The sequence below is a fragment of the Pseudomonas sp. PDM18 genome (genome assembly GCF_014852585.1).
Taxonomy (GTDB): domain Bacteria; phylum Pseudomonadota; class Gammaproteobacteria; order Pseudomonadales; family Pseudomonadaceae; genus Pseudomonas.
Map to the genome: position 1 here is coordinate 305,225 of NZ_JACVBX010000008.1, position 17,427 is coordinate 322,651.

Annotated in this window: 16 protein-coding genes and 1 rRNA gene; 5 read left to right on the forward strand and 12 right to left on the reverse strand. The window is 64.5% G+C overall.

All coding sequences use genetic code 11. The features are described from left to right. Window positions 1–178: 178 nt before the first annotated feature. The 3 genes from IB274_RS18275 to IB274_RS18285 form a co-directional block, all read right to left on the reverse strand. Window positions 179–1,333 (reverse strand): NAD(P)/FAD-dependent oxidoreductase, encoded by a 1,155-nt coding sequence (locus IB274_RS18275; RefSeq protein ID WP_192433426.1) that lies wholly within the window; start codon window positions 1,331–1,333, stop codon window positions 179–181. An 84-nt stretch (window positions 1,334–1,417) separates the two neighbouring features. Continuing rightward, a complete protein-coding gene (locus IB274_RS18280) occupies window positions 1,418–1,585 on the reverse strand; it encodes a rubredoxin (RefSeq protein WP_017520693.1) in 168 nt (55 codons plus the stop codon). A 198-nt stretch (window positions 1,586–1,783) separates the two neighbouring features. Further along, the gene (locus IB274_RS18285) at window positions 1,784–1,951 is read right to left on the reverse strand and encodes a rubredoxin (protein WP_015479573.1); all 168 of its coding nucleotides are present in this window, start codon (window positions 1,949–1,951) and stop codon (window positions 1,784–1,786) included. 223 nt (window positions 1,952–2,174) lie between these two features. Here IB274_RS18285 and IB274_RS18290 point away from each other — a divergent pair, with 223 nt between their 5' ends. Continuing rightward, the gene (locus IB274_RS18290; RefSeq protein ID WP_192433467.1) at window positions 2,175–2,714 is read left to right on the forward strand and encodes a chorismate lyase; all 540 of its coding nucleotides are present in this window, start codon (window positions 2,175–2,177) and stop codon (window positions 2,712–2,714) included. 27 nt (window positions 2,715–2,741) lie between these two features. Then, complete coding sequence (ubiA, locus tag IB274_RS18295) at window positions 2,742–3,632, forward strand: 4-hydroxybenzoate octaprenyltransferase (protein WP_192433428.1); 891 nt, start codon at window positions 2,742–2,744, stop codon at window positions 3,630–3,632. A gap of 125 nt (window positions 3,633–3,757) precedes the next feature. On the opposite strand, the gene IB274_RS18300 is transcribed toward ubiA, so the two are convergent. Beyond that, window positions 3,758–4,123, reverse strand: coding sequence for a hypothetical protein (locus IB274_RS18300; protein ID WP_192433430.1), 366 nt, complete (start codon window positions 4,121–4,123; stop codon window positions 3,758–3,760). A 314-nt stretch (window positions 4,124–4,437) separates the two neighbouring features. On the opposite strand from IB274_RS18300, the gene phoB reads away from it, so the two are divergent. From phoB to IB274_RS18315, 3 genes are all read left to right on the forward strand, one after another. Next, window positions 4,438–5,127, forward strand: coding sequence for a phosphate regulon transcriptional regulator PhoB (gene phoB, locus IB274_RS18305; protein ID WP_138217117.1), 690 nt, complete (start codon window positions 4,438–4,440; stop codon window positions 5,125–5,127). Between the two features lie 39 nt (window positions 5,128–5,166). Further along, window positions 5,167–6,471 (forward strand): phosphate regulon sensor histidine kinase PhoR, encoded by a 1,305-nt coding sequence (gene phoR / locus IB274_RS18310; RefSeq protein ID WP_192433433.1) that lies wholly within the window; start codon window positions 5,167–5,169, stop codon window positions 6,469–6,471. A 92-nt stretch (window positions 6,472–6,563) separates the two neighbouring features. Beyond that, on the forward strand, window positions 6,564–7,904 hold the full coding sequence (locus IB274_RS18315; RefSeq protein ID WP_192433435.1) for a hemolysin family protein: 1,341 nt from the start codon (window positions 6,564–6,566) through the stop codon (window positions 7,902–7,904). Between the two features lie 154 nt (window positions 7,905–8,058). On the opposite strand, the gene IB274_RS18320 is transcribed toward IB274_RS18315, so the two are convergent. From IB274_RS18320 to rrf, 8 genes are all read right to left on the reverse strand, one after another. After that, a complete protein-coding gene (locus tag IB274_RS18320) occupies window positions 8,059–8,958 on the reverse strand; it encodes a peptidoglycan DD-metalloendopeptidase family protein (protein ID WP_192433437.1) in 900 nt (299 codons plus the stop codon). Between the two features lie 123 nt (window positions 8,959–9,081). Beyond that, on the reverse strand, window positions 9,082–9,981 hold the full coding sequence (locus IB274_RS18325; RefSeq protein ID WP_192433438.1) for a response regulator: 900 nt from the start codon (window positions 9,979–9,981) through the stop codon (window positions 9,082–9,084). A 133-nt stretch (window positions 9,982–10,114) separates the two neighbouring features. After that, on the reverse strand, window positions 10,115–10,858 hold the full coding sequence (phoU, locus tag IB274_RS18330; protein ID WP_192433440.1) for a phosphate signaling complex protein PhoU: 744 nt from the start codon (window positions 10,856–10,858) through the stop codon (window positions 10,115–10,117). An 85-nt stretch (window positions 10,859–10,943) separates the two neighbouring features. Next, complete coding sequence (pstB, locus tag IB274_RS18335; protein ID WP_192433442.1) at window positions 10,944–11,798, reverse strand: phosphate ABC transporter ATP-binding protein PstB; 855 nt, start codon at window positions 11,796–11,798, stop codon at window positions 10,944–10,946. 52 nt (window positions 11,799–11,850) lie between these two features. Continuing rightward, the gene (gene pstA / locus IB274_RS18340; protein WP_192433444.1) at window positions 11,851–13,527 is read right to left on the reverse strand and encodes a phosphate ABC transporter permease PstA; all 1,677 of its coding nucleotides are present in this window, start codon (window positions 13,525–13,527) and stop codon (window positions 11,851–11,853) included. 25 nt (window positions 13,528–13,552) lie between these two features. Next, on the reverse strand, window positions 13,553–15,586 hold the full coding sequence (locus tag IB274_RS18345) for an ABC transporter permease subunit (RefSeq protein ID WP_192433469.1): 2,034 nt from the start codon (window positions 15,584–15,586) through the stop codon (window positions 13,553–13,555). Between the two features lie 395 nt (window positions 15,587–15,981). Further along, window positions 15,982–16,953 (reverse strand): phosphate ABC transporter substrate-binding protein PstS, encoded by a 972-nt coding sequence (gene pstS, locus IB274_RS18350; RefSeq protein ID WP_192433446.1) that lies wholly within the window; start codon window positions 16,951–16,953, stop codon window positions 15,982–15,984. Between the two features lie 358 nt (window positions 16,954–17,311). Next, window positions 17,312–17,427: ribosomal RNA gene (rrf, locus tag IB274_RS18355) — 5S ribosomal RNA — on the reverse strand.

Below are 17,427 nucleotides of genomic sequence, written 5' to 3' on the forward strand. Positions count from 1 at the left end.
TTGTTGTTGTTGTGTCCGTGCTGTCTTCCCAACAGCGCCCAAGGCACCGCAGGCTTGCCGTACAGGCTCTAGGCTGCGGCAGACGGGGGGAGAATGGCACGCCGCCGGCTGGTACGCCAGTATCGTCTGACAATTTGCGAGCTCTTTCCCACGGCAAAAACGCCATTGGCGACGCCTGTCACGCCAGTAGTGCCGGCAACTCCTTGTTCAGGGAGAGTTTTTCGCTCACGGCGGCCCCAGTAAGGGCATATCCGAGCAATCGACCGGCGGTATCCCGGCACAGCACCTTGAGGTCCGGGCCAGAGCCTTCCACCCGCCATTCGCCCTCACTGCCACGCGGCGGCGGCGACACCACCAGCGGGCACACCGGGGTCTTCACGGTCACCGGCATGGCACCGTAGGCCACCGGCGTCGGCTTGCCGGCCAGGGTCTGCGCCAGCGCGCGGGCGCAGGACATCAGCGGCATCACGTAGAGCAGGTTGAGGCCATCGACCTCGGCGCAATCGCCCAGGGCGTAGATGTTGGCGTGGGAGGTGCGCAGTTCGCGGTTCACCATCACGCCGCGATTGATATCCAGGCCGGCGGCAGCGGCCAGGTCGATGCGCGGGCGCAGGCCGACTGCAGAGACGACCAGATCGCAGGGGATCACCTGGCCATCGGAGAGATGTGCTTCCAGGCCGTCAGCGGCGCGTACCAGGCTGTTCAGCACCGGGCCCAGGTGGAAGCGCACGCCGAGGCCTTCCAGCCCCTGCTGCACTGCCTGGGCGGCGGCCGGGTGGAGCAGGCCTGGCATGACCTGCTCGCACGGCGCTACCACGTCGAGTTGGTAACCGCCGCCGGAGAGGTCGTTGGCGAATTCGCAGCCGATCAGGCCGGCGCCCAGCAGCAGCACGCGGCGCTTGCCGGCGGCGGCGCTGCGGAAGCGCGCATAGTCTTCCAGGTCGTTGATCGGGAAGATCAGGTCCTGGGCATCGCCCTCGACTGGTACGCGGATGGTCTCGGCGCCCCAGGCCAGCACCAGATCGCGGTAGTGGATCTCCTCCTCGCCAATCCAGATGCGCCGGTGGCCCGGGTCGATGCCGGTGACACGGGTGTGAGTGAGGATACGCGCCTTGAGCTGGTCGGCCATGGCGCCCGCCTCGGCCATGGCCAGGCCATCGGCGTCCTTGTCCTTGGAGAAGCCGGTGGAGAGCATCGGCTTGGAGTAGGAGCGTCCGTCGTCGGCGGTGATCAGCAGCAGCGGCGTCTCGCTATCCAGCTTGCGCCACTCGCGGGCGAGGTTGTAGCCGGCCAGGCCAGTTCCGATGATCACCAGCGGTGCGTTTTCGCTCATTGCTCTCTCACCTCAAAACACGCCATTTCGTTAAGATGGCACGACGGCCGTAGGGCCGCCGCATGAATTCGTTCGGGCAGGGGCTCAGGAGATTTCGATCATCTCGAAATCGATCTTGCCCACGCCGCAATCCGGACAGACCCAGTCCGCCGGGATGTCTTCCCAGCGCGTGCCAGGGGCGATGCCCTCGTCCGGCAAGCCCAGTGCCTCGTCGTAGATGAAGCCACAGACCACGCATTGCCATTTGCGCATCAGCCAAGTCCTCCTGCGATTGCCCGGTGAAGCTAACGTATCGGCGCGCACCGGCCAACGGCGGGCGCGACGCCAGGCTCCGTCAGCAGGGTCAACCCGGCGCACCCCCAGTCTACCGCGTCAGGCGCGGGCTTGCGGGGTGCACAAACGCAGACGGCGGCCCGAAGGCCGCCGTCGCGGGAATCGATCCGGGCGGGATCAGCCGATCTCGATCATCTCGAAATCCAGCTTGCCGACGCCGCAATCCGGGCACAGCCAGTCTTCCGGCACGTCTTCCCAGCGGGTACCGGCGGCGATGCCCTCTTCCGGCCAGCCCTTGGTTTCGTCATAGATCAGGCCACACACCACGCACTGCCACTTCTTCATCAGCTATCACCCTCATGTTCTTGGCGCTTGGACGTCGGTGCATCCAATGTCCGGCTTTGTACTGGCGATGGGCTTGCGGTGCAAGTACCGGGTAGCTGGCCATACCTTTGATGGGGTCTGGCGTAATGCACTCTTGCGGACAACGCAATCGGCCGCGCAAAGGCGCCATGTTAAGCTGCCGCGTCCCTGGCCAACCGCAGTCCAAGCCGTGCCCGAAGCCGCCCTGATCCATCCGCCCCGCTGGCTCACTTCCGCCCAGTTGCATCCCGCTCCCGCCGCCCAGGTCGTGGACTGGCTGTTCGACGAAGGCTCGCTGACGCGCCGGCTGACGGCTCTCTCCGCCGATAACTTCGCCGTGCAGCCGCTGGCCGAGGGCTGGCACCGCCTGCGTACCGACGAGTGCGCCGCACTGGGTGTGCCGGACGGCAGCCAGGGCTGGGTTCGCGAGGTCTACCTGAAAGGCCACGGCACACCCTGGGTATTCGCCCGCAGCGTCGCCGCGCGTTCGGCGCTGGAAGGCTCGGGCTTCGACCTGCGACTGCTCGGCACGCGCTCCCTGGGTGAGTTGCTGTTCAGCGACCGCGCCTTCCAGCGCGGCCCCATCGAGGTGTGCCGCTACCCAGCGGCGAGCCTGCCGGCGGAGGTGCGCGCCGAGCGCCTGTGGGGCCGTCGCTCCTGCTTCAGTCGCGACGGCCTGGGCGTGCTGGTCGCCGAAGTATTCCTGCCTTCGCTGTGGCACCGCCTGGAACAACAGCCCGTATAATTCCCGGATCGTTTTCCGGAGACCGCCATGTTCGTCGCCCTGATCAAACCCCTCGCCCGCCTGCATCCCCGCGCCTGGGACTTCATACAGCTGACGCGCATGGACAAGCCGATCGGCATCTATCTGCTGCTCTGGCCGACGCTGTGGGCGCTGTGGATGGCCAGCGGCGGCGTACCGAGCGTGAAAAACCTGGTGATCTTCATCCTCGGGACCGTGCTGATGCGCATGGCCGGCTGCGTAATCAATGACTTTGCCGACCGCAAGCTCGACGGCCACGTCGAACGCACCAAGACACGCCCGCTGGCGACCGGCAGGATCACCGTGCGCGAGGCCTGGATTGCCTTCTTCACGCTGCTGGGGCTGAGTTTCCTGCTGGTGCTGTGCACCAATGAGCAGACCATCTGGCTGTCCTTCGGCGGCGCGGCGGTGGCGGCGCTCTACCCCTTCATGAAGCGCTACACCTACTACCCGCAGGTGGTGCTGGGCGCGGCGTTCTCCTGGGGCATCCCGATGGCCTTCACCGCGGCCAGCGGCACGCTGCCGGCTGTGGCCTGGCTGCTGTTCTTCGCCAACGTGCTGTGGACGGTCGCGTACGACACCTACTACGCGATGACCGACCGCGAGGACGACCTGAAGATGGGTATGAAGTCCACGGCGATCCTCTTCGGCGATGCCGACCGGGTGATCAACCTGAGCCTGCAGGGCCTGATGCTCCTGCTGCTGATCCTGGCCGGCAACAAGCTGGCGATGCATCTGTATTACTACCTGGGCCTGGCCGTGGCGGCGGGCTGCTTCGCCTGGCAGTTCCACTCGACCCGCGATCGCGAGCCGATGAAGTGCTTCAAGGCCTTCCTGCACAACCACTGGGCGGGGCTGGCGATCTTCCTCGGTACCGTGGCGGACTTCGCCCTGCGCTGATGTAAGAGACCTTGTAGGAGCGAGCTTGCTCGCGAACCCGCTTGATACCGAGGTGCCAGATAAGGTTCGCGAGCAAGCTCGCTCCTACGAAGAGCCATTACGGAAGAGCCGTTACGGAAGAGCCGTTAAGGCTTGGCCATGTGCCAGACACCCATCTTGCCTTCGCCGGCCATGTCACCGGCCTTCTGGTCCTGCACAAAGGTGTACAACGGCTTGCCCTTGTAGGCCCATTGCACGGTGCCGTCATCGCGCTTGATCAGGGTCCAGTCGCCCATCGCCTTGGCATCGGCCGAGGCCATCAGGGGCGGCCAGTGCTGCGCGCAGCCGCCATTGCACATCGACTTGCCGCCACTGTCCTTGTCGAAGGTGTAGAGCGTCATGCCCTTGGCATCGACCAGCATGCCGTTCTTCTCCATGCCAGGCTCGGTGGCCAGGGCGGACATCGCCGGCAGCATCAGGCCCATTGCCAGGGCCGGGAATAGCAGTTTCATAAACGCTTCTCCTCTGGTGAGGTGGAAACGGCGCGAGCATCGGCGCAACGGCGGGCGGAATTGCAGGCAGGGCCGGCCAGGGCGACGTCGACAACGCACTCACTACCGTCATCGCAAGACTCCGGCAGGCTCTCTGCCGGGACCACCGCCGACCGGGCCGGTGGGCTCCCTGTGTGCCGCGCAGGGATCGCGCGACGCGCCCTTCAGCATAGACGAGCGCTCTGCGACAAGGCTCGGCTACCATCGCGGTGTCACATTCATGAAATATTTCCGTTATCTAATGCGGCGCATTACAGAAATTCTGAGGCCTCAGCATGGTTGGCAAGACAATCCTCATCGTCGATGACGAAGCTCCGATCCGGGAAATGATCGCCGTGGCCCTGGAGATGGCCGGCTACGAGTGTCTGGAGGCCGACAGCGCCCAGCAGGCACACGCGGTGATCGTCGATCGCAAGCCGGACCTGATTCTGCTCGACTGGATGCTCCCGGGCACCTCCGGCATCGAGCTGGCCCGCCGCCTCAAGCGCGACGAGCTGACCTCAGCCATACCGATCATCATGCTCACCGCCAAGGGCGAAGAGGACAACAAGATCCAGGGTCTGGAGGTCGGCGCCGATGACTACATCACCAAGCCCTTCTCCCCGCGCGAACTGGTTGCCCGCCTGAAGGCCGTGCTGCGCCGCACCGGCGCTGGCGACAGCGAGACGCCGATCGAAGTCGGCGGCCTGATGCTCGACCCGATCAGCCACCGCGTGACCATCGACGGCAAGCCTGCCGAGATGGGACCGACCGAATACCGCCTGCTGCAGTTCTTCATGACCCACCAAGAGCGCGCTTACACCCGCGGCCAGCTGCTGGACCAGGTCTGGGGTGGCAACGTCTACGTCGAGGAGCGCACCGTCGACGTGCACATCCGCCGTCTGCGCAAGGCCCTGGGCGAGGTTTACGAAAATCTGGTTCAGACCGTGCGCGGCACCGGGTATCGTTTCTCGACCAAAAGCTGACCGGGTCGCTGACTCGCCGGGCACAAGGAACGGAATGTCGTGACCCAGAACTGGAGTGGCGTGTTGATACGCCACCTGCTGCTAGTCGTCGCTGCCGGCGCGCTGCTCGGCCTGATCACCGGCCAGTACGGCTGGGCCATCGCCGTGGCACTGGCGGGCTACCTCGGCTGGTCGACCTGGCAGCTGCTGCGCCTGCACAAGTGGCTGAAGAACCACCAGCCCGATGAAGCCCCGCCCGATGGCTACGGCCTGTGGGGCGAAGTGTTCGACAGCATCTACCACCTGCAAAGGCGCAACCAGCGCGCCCGCGGGCGTCTGCAGGCGGTGATCGACCGCATGCAGGAGTCCACCGCAGCGCTGCGCGACGGCATGATCCTGCTCGACCGCGACGGCAACCTGGAGTGGTGGAACCAGTCCGCCGAGCGCCTGCTAGGCCTCAAGAGCCCGCAGGACGGGGGCCAGCCAGTGACCAATCTGGTGCGCCATCCGCGCTTCAAGGAATACTTTGAGGGCGAGGACTACCGCGAGCCGCTGGAACTCGCCTCGCCGATCAACGACAACCTGCGCCTGCAGTTCCACATCACCCTCTATGGCGCCGGCGAGCACCTGATGCTGGTGCGCGACGTGACCCGCGTCCATCAGCTGGAGCAGATGCGCAAGGACTTCGTCGCCAACGTCTCCCATGAGCTGCGCACGCCGCTGACGGTAATCGCCGGCTACCTGGAAACGCTGCTGGACAACGTCGAGGACGTGAACCCACGCTGGACCCGCGCGCTGCAGCAGATGCAGCAGCAGGCCGGGCGCATGCAGAACCTGCTCAACGACCTGCTCCTGCTGGCCAAGCTGGAAGCCACCGATTACCCGGCGGACAACAAGCCGGTAGCGGTGGACCTGATGCTGCTGTCGATCCGCAACGATGCCCAGGCGCTGTCCGGCGCACGCAGCCATCGCATCAGCCTGGAGGCGGACTCGAAGGTGAAGCTCAAGGGCAGCGAGGCCGAACTGCGCAGCGCCTTCTCCAACCTGGTGTTCAACGCCGTGAAGTACACCCCCGACGAAGGCGAGATCCGCATTCGCTGGTGGGCCGACGAGCAAGGCGCGCACCTCGCCGTGCAGGACAGCGGCATCGGCATCGACCCCAAGCACCTGCCGCGCCTGACCGAGCGCTTCTACCGCGTCGATTCCAGCCGCAATGCCAGCACCGGCGGCACCGGCCTGGGCCTGGCCATCGTCAAGCACGTGTTGCTGCGCCACCGCGGCTCCCTGGACATCAGCAGCGTGCCGGGCAAGGGCAGTAGCTTCACCTGCCACTTCCCGCCGCAGCAAGTCGAGAGCCGCGCATAACGGTGCCCGACTTCGACTCTGGTCTAGACGGGCTTGCCAGCCAGGCCCTGCGAACCGCATTCTTGTCCGTCCATTCTTGAACCAACAGAACCATGGACCCTTCCCCTAGTAGTAACTTCCTGACCTATTTCGCCGATTTCGGCCTGATCCTGTTCGCCCTGTTCCTCGTCGTGCTCAACGGCTTCTTCGTCGCCGCCGAGTTCGCCATGGTCAAGCTGCGCTCGACCCGCGTGGAGACCATCGCCAACCAGCACGGCTGGCGTGGCACCATCCTACGCAAGGTGCACAACCAGCTCGACGCCTACCTCTCCGCCTGCCAGCTGGGCATCACCCTGGCCTCCCTTGGCCTGGGCTGGGTCGGCGAGCCCGCCTTCGCCGAGCTGCTGGAGCCCTTGCTGGCTGCGGTCGGCGTGCACTCCGAGGAAGTCATCCGCGGCGTGTCGTTCTTCAGCGCGTTCTTCATCATTTCCTACCTGCACATCGTGGTCGGCGAGCTGGCGCCCAAGTCCTGGGCGATCCGCAAGCCGGAGCTGCTGTCGCTGTGGACGGCGGTACCGCTGTACCTGTTCTACTGGGCGATGTACCCGGCGATCTGGCTGCTCAACGCCAGCGCCAACACCATCCTCAAGTTCGCCGGGCAAGGCGAGCCAGGGCCGCACCACGAGCACCACTACAGCCGTGACGAGCTCAAGCTGATCCTGCACTCCAGCCGCGCCCACGACCCCAGCGACCAGGGCATGCGCGTGCTGGCCTCGGCGGTGGAGCTGGGCGAACTGGAAGTGGTGGACTGGGCCAACTCCCGCGAGGACCTGATCTACCTGGAGCGCACCGCGCCGCTGGATGACATCCTCGCCACCATCCGCCGCCACAAGTACAGCCGCTACCCGGTGTACGACAGCGAGAAGGGCGAGTTCATCGGCCTGCTGCACATCAAGGACCTGCTGTTGGCCCTGGCCACGCTGGACAGCCTGCCGGAGTCCTTCGACCTCGACGAGCTGACCCACCCGCTGGAGAAAGTCACCAAGCACCTGCCGCTGGCCCGCCTGCTGGAGCAGTTCCGCCAGGGCGGCTCGCACTTCGCGCTGGTCGAGGAAGCCGACCACAAGGTCGTCGGCTACCTGACCATGGAAGACGTGCTGGAAGTGCTGGTCGGTGATATCCAGGATGAACACCGCAAAGCCGAGCGCGGCATCGTCGCCTACCAGCCCGGCAAGCTGCTGGTGCGCGGCGATACCCCGCTGTTCAAGCTGGAACGCCTGCTGGGCCTGGACCTTGACCACGTCGAGGCGGACACCCTCGCCGGCCTGGTCTACGACACCCTCAAGCGCGTGCCGGAAGAAGAGGAAGTGCTGGATACCGAAGGCCTGCGCATCATCGTGAAGAAGATGAAGGGGCCGAAGATCGTCCTCGCCAAGGTAGTGAAGCTCGACTGAGCGCTGCGCCGCTGAATGAAAAAGGCTGCCCTTGGGCAGCCTTTTTCTTGGGTTCTTCGTAGGAGCGAGCTTGCTCGCGAACAGTGCTATCCGGCAACGCCGGAACTGGGAAGGTTCGCGAGCAAGCTCGCTCCTACAGGAAGTCCCACTGGCGTCAGTGCTCCCGGACCACCGCGAAATTCGGCAGGGTATCCACCGGCTGGGAGAAGTCGTAGGGAATCGACTCCAGCGCCAGGCCGACGTTGCGCTGCACCACGAAGTGCAGGTGCGGGCCGCTGCTGTTGCCGGTGTTGCCCGACTGCGCCAACGGCGTACCGGTGCCGACGCGCTGGCCTTCGCGTACCAGCACCGAGCCGCGCATCAAGTGCAGGTAGACGCCCATGGTGCCGTCGTCATGCAGTATCCGCACGAAGTTGCCGGAGGGGTTCTTGCCGCGCCCGTCCTGTCCGTTCTCGATCTTCACCACGGTACCGCCGCGCGCAGCGATGATCGGCGTGCCCACCGGCATCGCGATATCCATGGCATAGCGGCCCTTGGGCGTGAAGTGGCTGTAGCGGCCATTGGCGCCCTGGGTCAGGCGGAACGGCCCGCCAGTCCATGGCAGCGCGTACTGGTAGGCCAATGGCGTCGGTCGCGGATCACCCAGCGCATAGCGCAGCTTGGGCTTGTAGCGCAGCGGCTTGGCGGGATCGAGCGGCGTCAGGGTAGCGAGCCGGATCGAACTGCGCGGCGGCAGCACCCACCGGATCGGCCGCCCCGGCGCGCCCACGGCGTTCTGCGCGCCAGTCACGCTCAGCTCGACTTCCACCGGTGCGTACAGGTCGTTGCGCACCTGCAGGGTCTCGCCGCCGGCGTGCTTCTTGGTCTCCAGCTTCACCTGTTCTTCCAGGTGCTCGACCATGCGATCTCGGAAGACGAAGACAGCCGCACCCGCCACGGCCTTGTCCGTGTAGGTGACCACGCCGTTGGCGTCGGTGTACTTGTAGATGGTCACGGCCGAAGCCGTCCCGGAGGCGGTCAATAGACCGCACAGGAGGATACTGCGCCCTAGCATGTCGACTCTGGTTATAGGTATGGCGACGCAGGCAAGACTAGCAGCGTAGCCCGTGCGTCGCGACCTGCCACCGGTCGGCGTGTGAAGCAGTACTGCCCGCCGGTCGGCGCATTTGTAACCGGATCAGGCGCCTGGCACGTAGTGCTTCTGCGAGCTGCCGCGGGCGATCAGGCGGGAAAGGTAGTCGAGCTTCTGCGGGTCACGGTCGACGAAGCGAAACGTCAGCTGCAGCCACTCGCTGTCCGGCTTGGGTTCAAGCGCCGCCACGGCATGCAGGTAGCCGTTGAGGCGAGCAACGTCGCTGTCTTCCTCCAGATCCAGCACGGCGCTTTCCAGCACCTGCGGCAGCGGCGTGCCCCGCTTCACCACCAGAAGCGCTTCCTTGAGGCTGAGCGCCTTGATTACGCAGGGCAGGCTCGCCGACGGCAGGCGCAGCTGCCCTTGCTGGCCCTTGGCGCCGCTTCGGGAGGCAGGAGCGGCAGCAGTCGGAGCCGGAGAGGCAGCAGCCGGACGCGGTGCAGCGGGCGCTGCCGCCGGTCGCACCGTCTCGGCCTTGCCACCGGTGAGGGCTGCCAGCGAGTCATTGGGCATGGAGCCGACCAAGCTGCGCTGCGGCGCCTGGGCCGCGAGGGCTTCCAGCTTGCCGGCGCGCGACAGCGCCTTCTTCACCTTGCTCACCAGCTGGTCATTGGAGAACGGCTTGCCGATGAAATCGGAGACGCCGGCCTGGATGGCCTGCACCACGTTGTCCTTGTCGCCGCGGCTGGTGACCATGATGAAGGGCGTGGTCTTCAGGTTGTCCTGCTCGCGGCACCAGGTGAGCAGCTCGATGCCCGACAGCTCGGGCATTTCCCAGTCGCAGAGGATCAGATCCACGGCCTGGCGCGCGAGGAACTGCTGCGCCTTGCGGCCGTTGACCGCTTCTTCGATCTGCAGACCGGGGAAATGGTCCCGCAGCCCCTTCTTCACCAGGTCACGGATGAACGGAGCGTCATCCACGACCAGCACACTGACCTTGCCCATCGGCATCTCCCGAAAACGATAGGGCGAAGGATAGCCTTGCCGAGTGGCTACATGCCATTGGTGAGGGACCGCTCGGCCATAAAATGACGAACCCGGCGCAATGGCCGGGTCCGTTCTGGTACGGGCGTCAGGCTTATTCGGCCTTATCGGCCTTGCCTGCGGTGCCCTGCACCTCTTCCTTCATGCGAGCCAGGCCGATGTGACGGACATCGGTGCCACGCACCAGGTAGATCACCAGTTCGGCGATGTTGCGCGCGTGGTCGCCGATGCGCTCCAGCGAACGCAGCGCCCAGATGACGTTGAGCACGCGGGAGATGGCACGCGGGTCTTCCATCATGTAGGTGACCAGCTCGCGCAGGGCGGTCTTGTATTCGCGGTCGACGGTCTTGTCGTACTGCGCAACCGACAGTGCGAGGTCGGCGTCGAAACGGGCGAAGGCGTCCAGCGCCTCCTGCACCATCTTGCGCACCTGGTTGCCGATGTGGCGCACCTCGACGTAGCCGCGCGGCGACTCGCCTTCCTCGCACAGCTGGATGGCGCGGCGGGCGATCTTCGAGGCTTCGTCGCCGATGCGCTCGAGGTCGATCACCGACTTGGAGATGCTGATGATCAGGCGCAGGTCGGAGGCAGCCGGCTGGCGGCGGGCGAGGATGCGCAGGCATTCCTCATCGATGTTGCGCTCCATCTGGTTGATCTGGTCGTCGATCTCGCGCACCTGCTGGGCCAGGCCCGAGTCGGCATCGATCAGCGCGTTGACCGCGTCGTTGACCTGCTTCTCCACCAAACCGCCCATGGCCAGCAGGTGGCTACGCACATCTTCCAGCTCGGCGTTGAACTGCTGCGAGATGTGGTGGGTGAGGCTTTCTTTGTTGATCATGTTCGCTCCGCGAAAGCCGCAGGCTCCGGGCCGCTGGCTTGTGATGTTCTCCGGGAAGTTCTACCGCGCACGCAATACCGTGAAACTAGCCGTAGCGACCGGTGATGTAATCTTCTGTCTGCTTCTTGGCCGGGTTGGTGAACAGGGTATCGGTATCGCCGAACTCGATCAGCTTGCCCATATACATGAACGCCGTGTAGTCGGAGACGCGCGCGGCCTGTTGCATGTTGTGGGTCACGATGACGATGGTGAACTTGGATTTCAGCTCGTAGATCAGCTCTTCGATCTTCAGGGTGGAGATCGGGTCCAGTGCCGAGCAGGGTTCGTCGAGCAGCAGGACTTCCGGCTCCACGGCGATGGTGCGGGCAATGACCAGACGTTGCTGCTGGCCACCGGAGAGGCCGAGGGCGGATTCGTGCAGGCGATCCTTCACCTCGTCCCACAGCGCCGCGCCCTTGAGGGCCCATTCGACGGCTTCGTCGAGCACGCGCTTCTTGTTGATGCCCTGGATGCGCAGGCCGTACACCACGTTTTCGTAGATGCTCTTGGGGAACGGGTTGGGCTTCTGGAACACCATGCCGACGCGGCGGCGCAGTTCGGCGACGTCGACGTTCTTGGCGAAGATGTTGTGGCCGTCGAGGAGAATCTCGCCCTTCACGTGGCAACCGTCGACCAGGTCGTTCATGCGGTTGAAGCAACGCAGCAGGGTCGACTTGCCGCAGCCGGACGGGCCGATGAAGGCAGTCACGCGCTGCTTGGGGATGTTCATGCTGACGTCGAACAGCGCCTGCTTCTCGCCGTAGAACAGGCTCAGGCCGGGCACTTCGAGGGCGACGGTCTCGCTTTCCAGGTTCATGCCCTGGCGGTCGCCGCGGCCGAGCGCGCCGATGTCGATGCCGATGCCGATGCCGATGCCGTGGGATGCGGTTTCATGTTGCATGTTCAGTCTCCTTGGGAGGCTTGGCGGCGGGCACGACCCGCCGCCTGCAGAATCAGTTTTCCAGCGCCTTGTACTTTTCGCGCAGGCGGTTACGAATGGCGATGGCCGAGAAGTTCAGTAGGGCGATCACCATCACCAGCAGCAGCGCGGTGGCGTACACCAGCGGGCGCGCGGCCTCGACGTTCGGGCTCTGGAAGCCGACGTCGTAAATGTGGAAGCCCAGGTGCATGATCTTCTGGTCCAGGTGCACGTACGGGTAGTTGCCGTCGACCGGGAGCGCCGGAGCCAGCTTCACCACGCCCACCAGCATCAGCGGCGCCACCTCACCGGCGGCACGGGCCACGGCGAGGATCAGGCCGGTCATCATCGCCGGGCTGGCCATCGGCAGGACCACTTTCCACAGGGTCTCGGCCTTGGTCGCGCCCAGGGCGAGAGAACCCTCACGGGTAGCCCGCGGGATGCGCGCCAGGCCTTCCTCGGTGGCCACGATCACCACCGGCACCGCGAGGATGGCCAGGGTCAGCGATGCCCAGAACAGCCCCGGCGTACCGAAGGTCGGCGCCGGCAGGGCTTCGGGGAAGAACATGCGGTCGAGCGAGCCGCCCAGCACGTAGACGAAGAAGCCCAGACCGAACACGCCGTAGACGATCGCCGGAACACCCGCGAGGTTATTCACCGCGATGCGGATGATGCGGGTCAGCAGGCCCTGGCGTGCGTATTCGCGCAGGTAGACGGCTGCGATCACACCGAAGGGGGTGACGATCACGGCCATCACCAGGGTCATCATCACGGTGCCGAAGATGGCCGGGAAGATACCGCCTTCGGTGTTGGCTTCACGCGGGTCATCGCTGAGGAACTCCCACAGTTTCTTGAAGTAGAAGCTCAGCTTGGTGGCCACGCCCATCTGGTTCGGCTGGTAGGCATGCACCAGCTTGCCGACGCTGATCTCGGTCTGCTGGCCGCTGGCATCGCGCATGACGATGCTGTCACGGTTGAACTCCGAGTGCAGGCCGTTGAGTTGGTCTTCCAGCACCTTGTACTGGGCGTTCAGCTCGGCGCGGCCTGCGGCGATGTCGGCCTCGGCGGTGGCATCCAGCTCGTTGTTCAGCTGCAGGCCACGTTCCTTCAGGCGCAGCCGCTCAAGGCCGTGGTTGATGCCGCCAATGTCCTTTTTCTCCAGCTGGTACAGCTTGCTGTAGAGCTCATCGACGCGCTTGAGGCGGGTCTGCAGCTCGGCCATGGCGGCCGCACCTTCGGCGACGACCTTGCCGTTTTCCTTCACGCTCAGCAGGTAACCATAGAAGTTGCCCCACTCGCGGCGCTCCAGGGTCACCAGTTCGGCCGGATGACGACGGTCGGTCAGCCACTCGCCGATCACCCAGGAGAAGTCGCTGCCGTACAAGTCGCGGTTGCCCAGCTTGAGCAATTCGCGGGTCATGAATTCCGGACCATTGTCCGGCACCGGCAGACCGGCCCCGCGCAGACGTTCGCGCGGTACCTGCTCGACTTGCACTTCTTCGCCGATCAGAGTCTTGGGCGCTTCACCGGGGACGGAGTAGGTCGCCTCGATCACATCTGCCGGCCAGAAGTGGCCGAGACCGCGCACGGCGATCACGGCGAGCAGGCCGATGGTCATGATCACGGCAATGGATACCGCACCGGCGTTCATCCACACCCAGGGAGAACCGCTGGCAAACCACGCTTTGACGGATTCCTGTTTCTGTTTCACGGAACGTAGCCTCGTCGGGCGTCGCTTAGAGCGACGCGTATTTCTTGCGCAGGCGCTGACGGATCAGCTCTGCCAGGGTGTTCATCACGAAGGTGAAAGACAGCAATACCAGCGCCGAGAGGAACAGCACGCGGTAGTGAGTCCCGCCCACCTCCGACTCGGGCATTTCCACCGCGACGTTCGCCGCAAGGGTGCGCATGCCCTGGAAAATGTTCACGTCCATGACCGGGGTGTTGCCGGTAGCCATCAGCACGATCATGGTCTCGCCCACGGCGCGGCCCATGCCGATCATCAGCGCCGAGAAGATGCCCGGGCTGGCGGTCAGGATCACCACGCGGGTCAGCGTCTGCCAGGGCGTGGCGCCTAGAGCGAGGGAGCCGTAGGTCAGGCTGCGCGGCACGCTGAAGATGGCGTCTTCGGCGATGGAGAAGATGTTCGGGATCACCGCGAAGCCCATGGCCAGGCCTACTACCAGTGCGTTGCGCTGGTCGTAGGTGATGCCCAGGTCGTGGCTGATCCAAAGGCGCATGTCGCCGCCGAAGAACATCGTCTCCAGGTGCGGGCTCATCCACAGGGCGAAGGCGCCGGTGGCGAGGACCACAGGGATCAGGATCGCTGCTTCCCAGCCAGCCGGCAGGCTCAGGCGGATGCGCTCGGGCAGGCGGCTCCAGATCAGGCCGGCTGCCAGGATACCCAGCGGCGTGAGCAGCAGCAGGCTGAAGATGCCCGGCAGGTGGCCTTCGACATACGGCGCGAGGAACAGGCCGGCAAAGAAGCCGAGGATCACCGTCGGCAGCGCTTCCATCAGCTCGATCACCGGCTTCACCTTGCGGCGCATGCCCGGAGCCATGAAGTACGCGGTGTAGACGGCGGCGGCGATGGCCAGCGGAGCGGCGAGGATCATCGCGTAGAAGGCGGCCTTCAGGGTCCCGAAGGTCAGTGGTGACAGGCTCAGCTTGGGCTCGAAGTCGGTGGTCGCGGCGGTGGACTGCCAGACATAGGACGGCTTGTCGTAGCTCTCGTACCAGACCTTGCCCCACAGCGCGCTGAAGGACACTTCCGGGTGCGTGTTGCTCAGGCTGAAGCGACGCAGCTCGCCGGCCTGCTCAACGATCAGGCGGTTGGCGCGAGGCGACAGGGCCATCGGGCCAGCAGAGGGCGCGACGTTTTCCACCAGCAGCGTGCGGTGCGCGGTGCTGTGGAAGATGCCCAGGTTGCCCTGCTTGTCGATGGCCAGGAAACCCTTGCGGCGCTGCTCCGGCGCAATGCTGGAGATCGGCTGGTCGCCCAGCTTGAAGTCACGCACGTGGGACAGGCGCGGTTCGCCGTCTTCGCCGCGAGCCATGAACCACTGGCTTATGCCGCCCTTGGAGTCGCCGACCATCAGCGAGATGCCACCCAGCAGTTGGCTGCTGGCGGTCACTTCGGCGGAGGCATCATCCAGCAGCTTGTAGCGGCCGTTGAGCTGGTGGCTGTTCAGGTCGAACACGTCGGCCTGGGCGCGGCCATTGAGCACATAGAGCCACTGCTTGCGCGGGTCCATGTAGATAGCTTTCACCGGCTCGGAGATCTGCGGCAGGTTGATGCGCTCTTCCTGCAAGGCGCTCTCGCCGGTCAGCATGTTTTCCTGTTGGGTCAGGCCGAGCAGCAGCATTTCGCTGCCGGTGGACGCGGCCAGCAACAGGCTGTCGTCACCCGAGACGATCGCCACGTGCTCCAGCGGACGACCCTGGGGATCCAGGTTCATCGGCGCTTCACCGTAGGGGTACTCGATGTGCGGCTCGATGGTTTTCTTGTTGTCCGGGTAGGTGACCTTGTAGCCGTGCTTGAACACCAGCACCTGGCCGTTGGACAAACCCAGCGCGACAGTCGGATGACCCGGCTGGTCCTCGGCGATGGAGGTGACACTGGTGCCGGCGGGCAGCTTCAGCGCAACACGGTCCATCTCGTCGCCTTTCTTGGCGTCGAAGAACACCACTTCGCCGTTGGCGGCGACGCGCATGCCCACCATGTTCTGCTCTTCGATGCTCAGCAGCAGCGGCGCCTGGGCCGTCTTCAGCCAGGCCGGAGCCAGGGGGTCACGCGTTTCCAGTTCGGCGCCGCGGAACAGCGGCAGCACGACGTAGGCGAGGTAGAAGAAAATCAGGGTAATGGCAGCCAGCACGGCGAGACCGCCGACCAGGACGTACCAACGGGTCAGTCGATCCTTGAGCGCCCGGATACGGCGCTTGCGCTGCAGGGCAGGTGTATTGAAATCAATCCGCTCGGGGAGAGAAGAAGTCATCGGGGAGTTGGCCATGTCGTTCATGGAGTGACACCCTAGCGGCTCTGTATGACAGAAAGATGACATGGAAGTGACGCGACAAAGCCCACCAGCAGAGCCATGCTGGCGGGCTCGGTCGAGTGAGCGTCAGCCCATGCCGGGCGGCGATCTCCGCCCGGTTGGAGGGCTGATTACAGACCCAGATCCTTGATGGCTTTTTCGGCGACTTTGGACGGCAGGGGGATGTAGCCGTCTTTCACGACAACCTGCTGGCCGGTCTTGGAGAGCACCATCTTCAGGAACTGTGCTTCCAGCGGGTTCAGCGGCTTGTTCGGCGCCTTGTTGACATAGACGTAGAGGAAGCGCGAGAGCGGGTAGGAGCCGTTCAGGGCATTCGCCTCGTTGTCTTCGATGAACTCGCCGCCTTCTTTCTTGGCCAGGGCAACGGTCTTCACGCTAGCAGTCTTGTAACCGATACCAGAGTAACCAACGCCGTTCAGGGACTGGCTGACCGACTGAACTACGGAAGCCGAACCCGGCTGCTCGTTCACGTTCGGCTTGTAGTCGCCTTTGCACAGGGCTTCTTCCTTGAAGTAGCCATAGGTGCCGGATACGGAGTTACGGCCGAACAGCTGTACGGGCTTGTTAGCCCAGTCGCCGGTCAGGCCCAGGTCACCCCAGGTCTTCACTTCCGACTTGCCGCCGCACAGGCGGGTGGAGGAGAAGATGGCGTCAACCTGCTGCATGGTGAGGCCCTTGATGGGGTTATCCTTGTGCACGAAGATCGCCAAGGCGTCCACGGCAACCGGAACAGCAGTCGGCTTGTAGCCGTACTTCTGTTCGAAGGCCTGCAGTTCGACGTCCTTCATCTTGCGGCTCATCGGGCCCAGGTTGGCAGTGCCTTCGGTCAGCGCCGGCGGCGCGGTGGAGGAGCCGGCGGCCTGGATCTGCACGTTCACGTTCGGGTACAGGCGCTTGTACTCTTCCGCCCACATGGTCATCAGGTTGGCCAGAGTGTCGGAACCGACGCTCGACAGGTTGCCCGACACACCGCTGGCTTTCTGGTATTCCGGCAGGGCCGGATCGATCGCGGCTACCGCACTGGCGGTGCCTACGCCTGCAGCGACAAAAGTCAGGGCCGCCATCAAACGCTTGAGTTTCATGCCTTGCTCCTTAAGGAGAATGGGGTTGGATGGAACGGGGGCCAGTATCGTCAGGCCGCATGAAGACTCTATGACGCGAATGTGACAGTTGGATGAAAAGCCATCAGTCTGTCAGCAGGCGGTTGTAACAAGGCAAATCGAGGTTCTCTAACGGGCGGGACAATGCGCTCCAGAGCCGCCACAAGGGCCTTCGGCTCTTCATAGGAGCGCCCTTGCTCGTGCGTACCTTTCTCCCCAATGCAACCAATTCGGGGCGGTAGAGCGATGCCTATATCTGGCGCAGTTACGAGGCCGATTTTTTCGCACGCAAAAGCAAAACCCCCGGCCAGCGAAGCTGACCAGGGGTCTTGGGATAGGAGCTTGACGATGACCTACTCTCACATGGAGAAACTCCACACTACCATCGGCGATGCGTCGTTTCACTACTGAGTTCGGGATGGGATCAGGTGGTTCCAACGCTCTATGGTCGTCAAG

What these genes read in the sequence shown, in the direction of transcription:
- IB274_RS18275 (WP_192433426.1), bottom strand. Translation starts at nt 1,333, where the DNA reads ATGAGCGAAAACGCACCGCTGGTGATCATCGGAACTGGCCTGGCCGGC.
- IB274_RS18280 (WP_017520693.1), bottom strand. Translation starts at nt 1,585, where the DNA reads ATGCGCAAATGGCAATGCGTGGTCTGTGGCTTCATCTACGACGAGGCA.
- IB274_RS18285 (WP_015479573.1), bottom strand. Translation starts at nt 1,951, where the DNA reads ATGAAGAAGTGGCAGTGCGTGGTGTGTGGCCTGATCTATGACGAAACC.
- ubiA (WP_192433428.1), top strand. Translation starts at nt 2,742, where the DNA reads ATGTTCGTCGCCCTGATCAAACCCCTCGCCCGCCTGCATCCCCGCGCC.
- IB274_RS18300 (WP_192433430.1), bottom strand. Translation starts at nt 4,123, where the DNA reads ATGAAACTGCTATTCCCGGCCCTGGCAATGGGCCTGATGCTGCCGGCG.
- phoB (WP_138217117.1), top strand. Translation starts at nt 4,438, where the DNA reads ATGGTTGGCAAGACAATCCTCATCGTCGATGACGAAGCTCCGATCCGG.
- IB274_RS18315 (WP_192433435.1), top strand. Translation starts at nt 6,564, where the DNA reads ATGGACCCTTCCCCTAGTAGTAACTTCCTGACCTATTTCGCCGATTTC.
- IB274_RS18320 (WP_192433437.1), bottom strand. Translation starts at nt 8,958, where the DNA reads ATGCTAGGGCGCAGTATCCTCCTGTGCGGTCTATTGACCGCCTCCGGG.
- IB274_RS18325 (WP_192433438.1), bottom strand. Translation starts at nt 9,981, where the DNA reads ATGGGCAAGGTCAGTGTGCTGGTCGTGGATGACGCTCCGTTCATCCGT.
- phoU (WP_192433440.1), bottom strand. Translation starts at nt 10,858, where the DNA reads ATGATCAACAAAGAAAGCCTCACCCACCACATCTCGCAGCAGTTCAAC.
- pstB (WP_192433442.1), bottom strand. Translation starts at nt 11,798, where the DNA reads ATGCAACATGAAACCGCATCCCACGGCATCGGCATCGGCATCGGCATC.
- pstS (WP_192433446.1), bottom strand. Translation starts at nt 16,953, where the DNA reads ATGAAACTCAAGCGTTTGATGGCGGCCCTGACTTTTGTCGCTGCAGGC.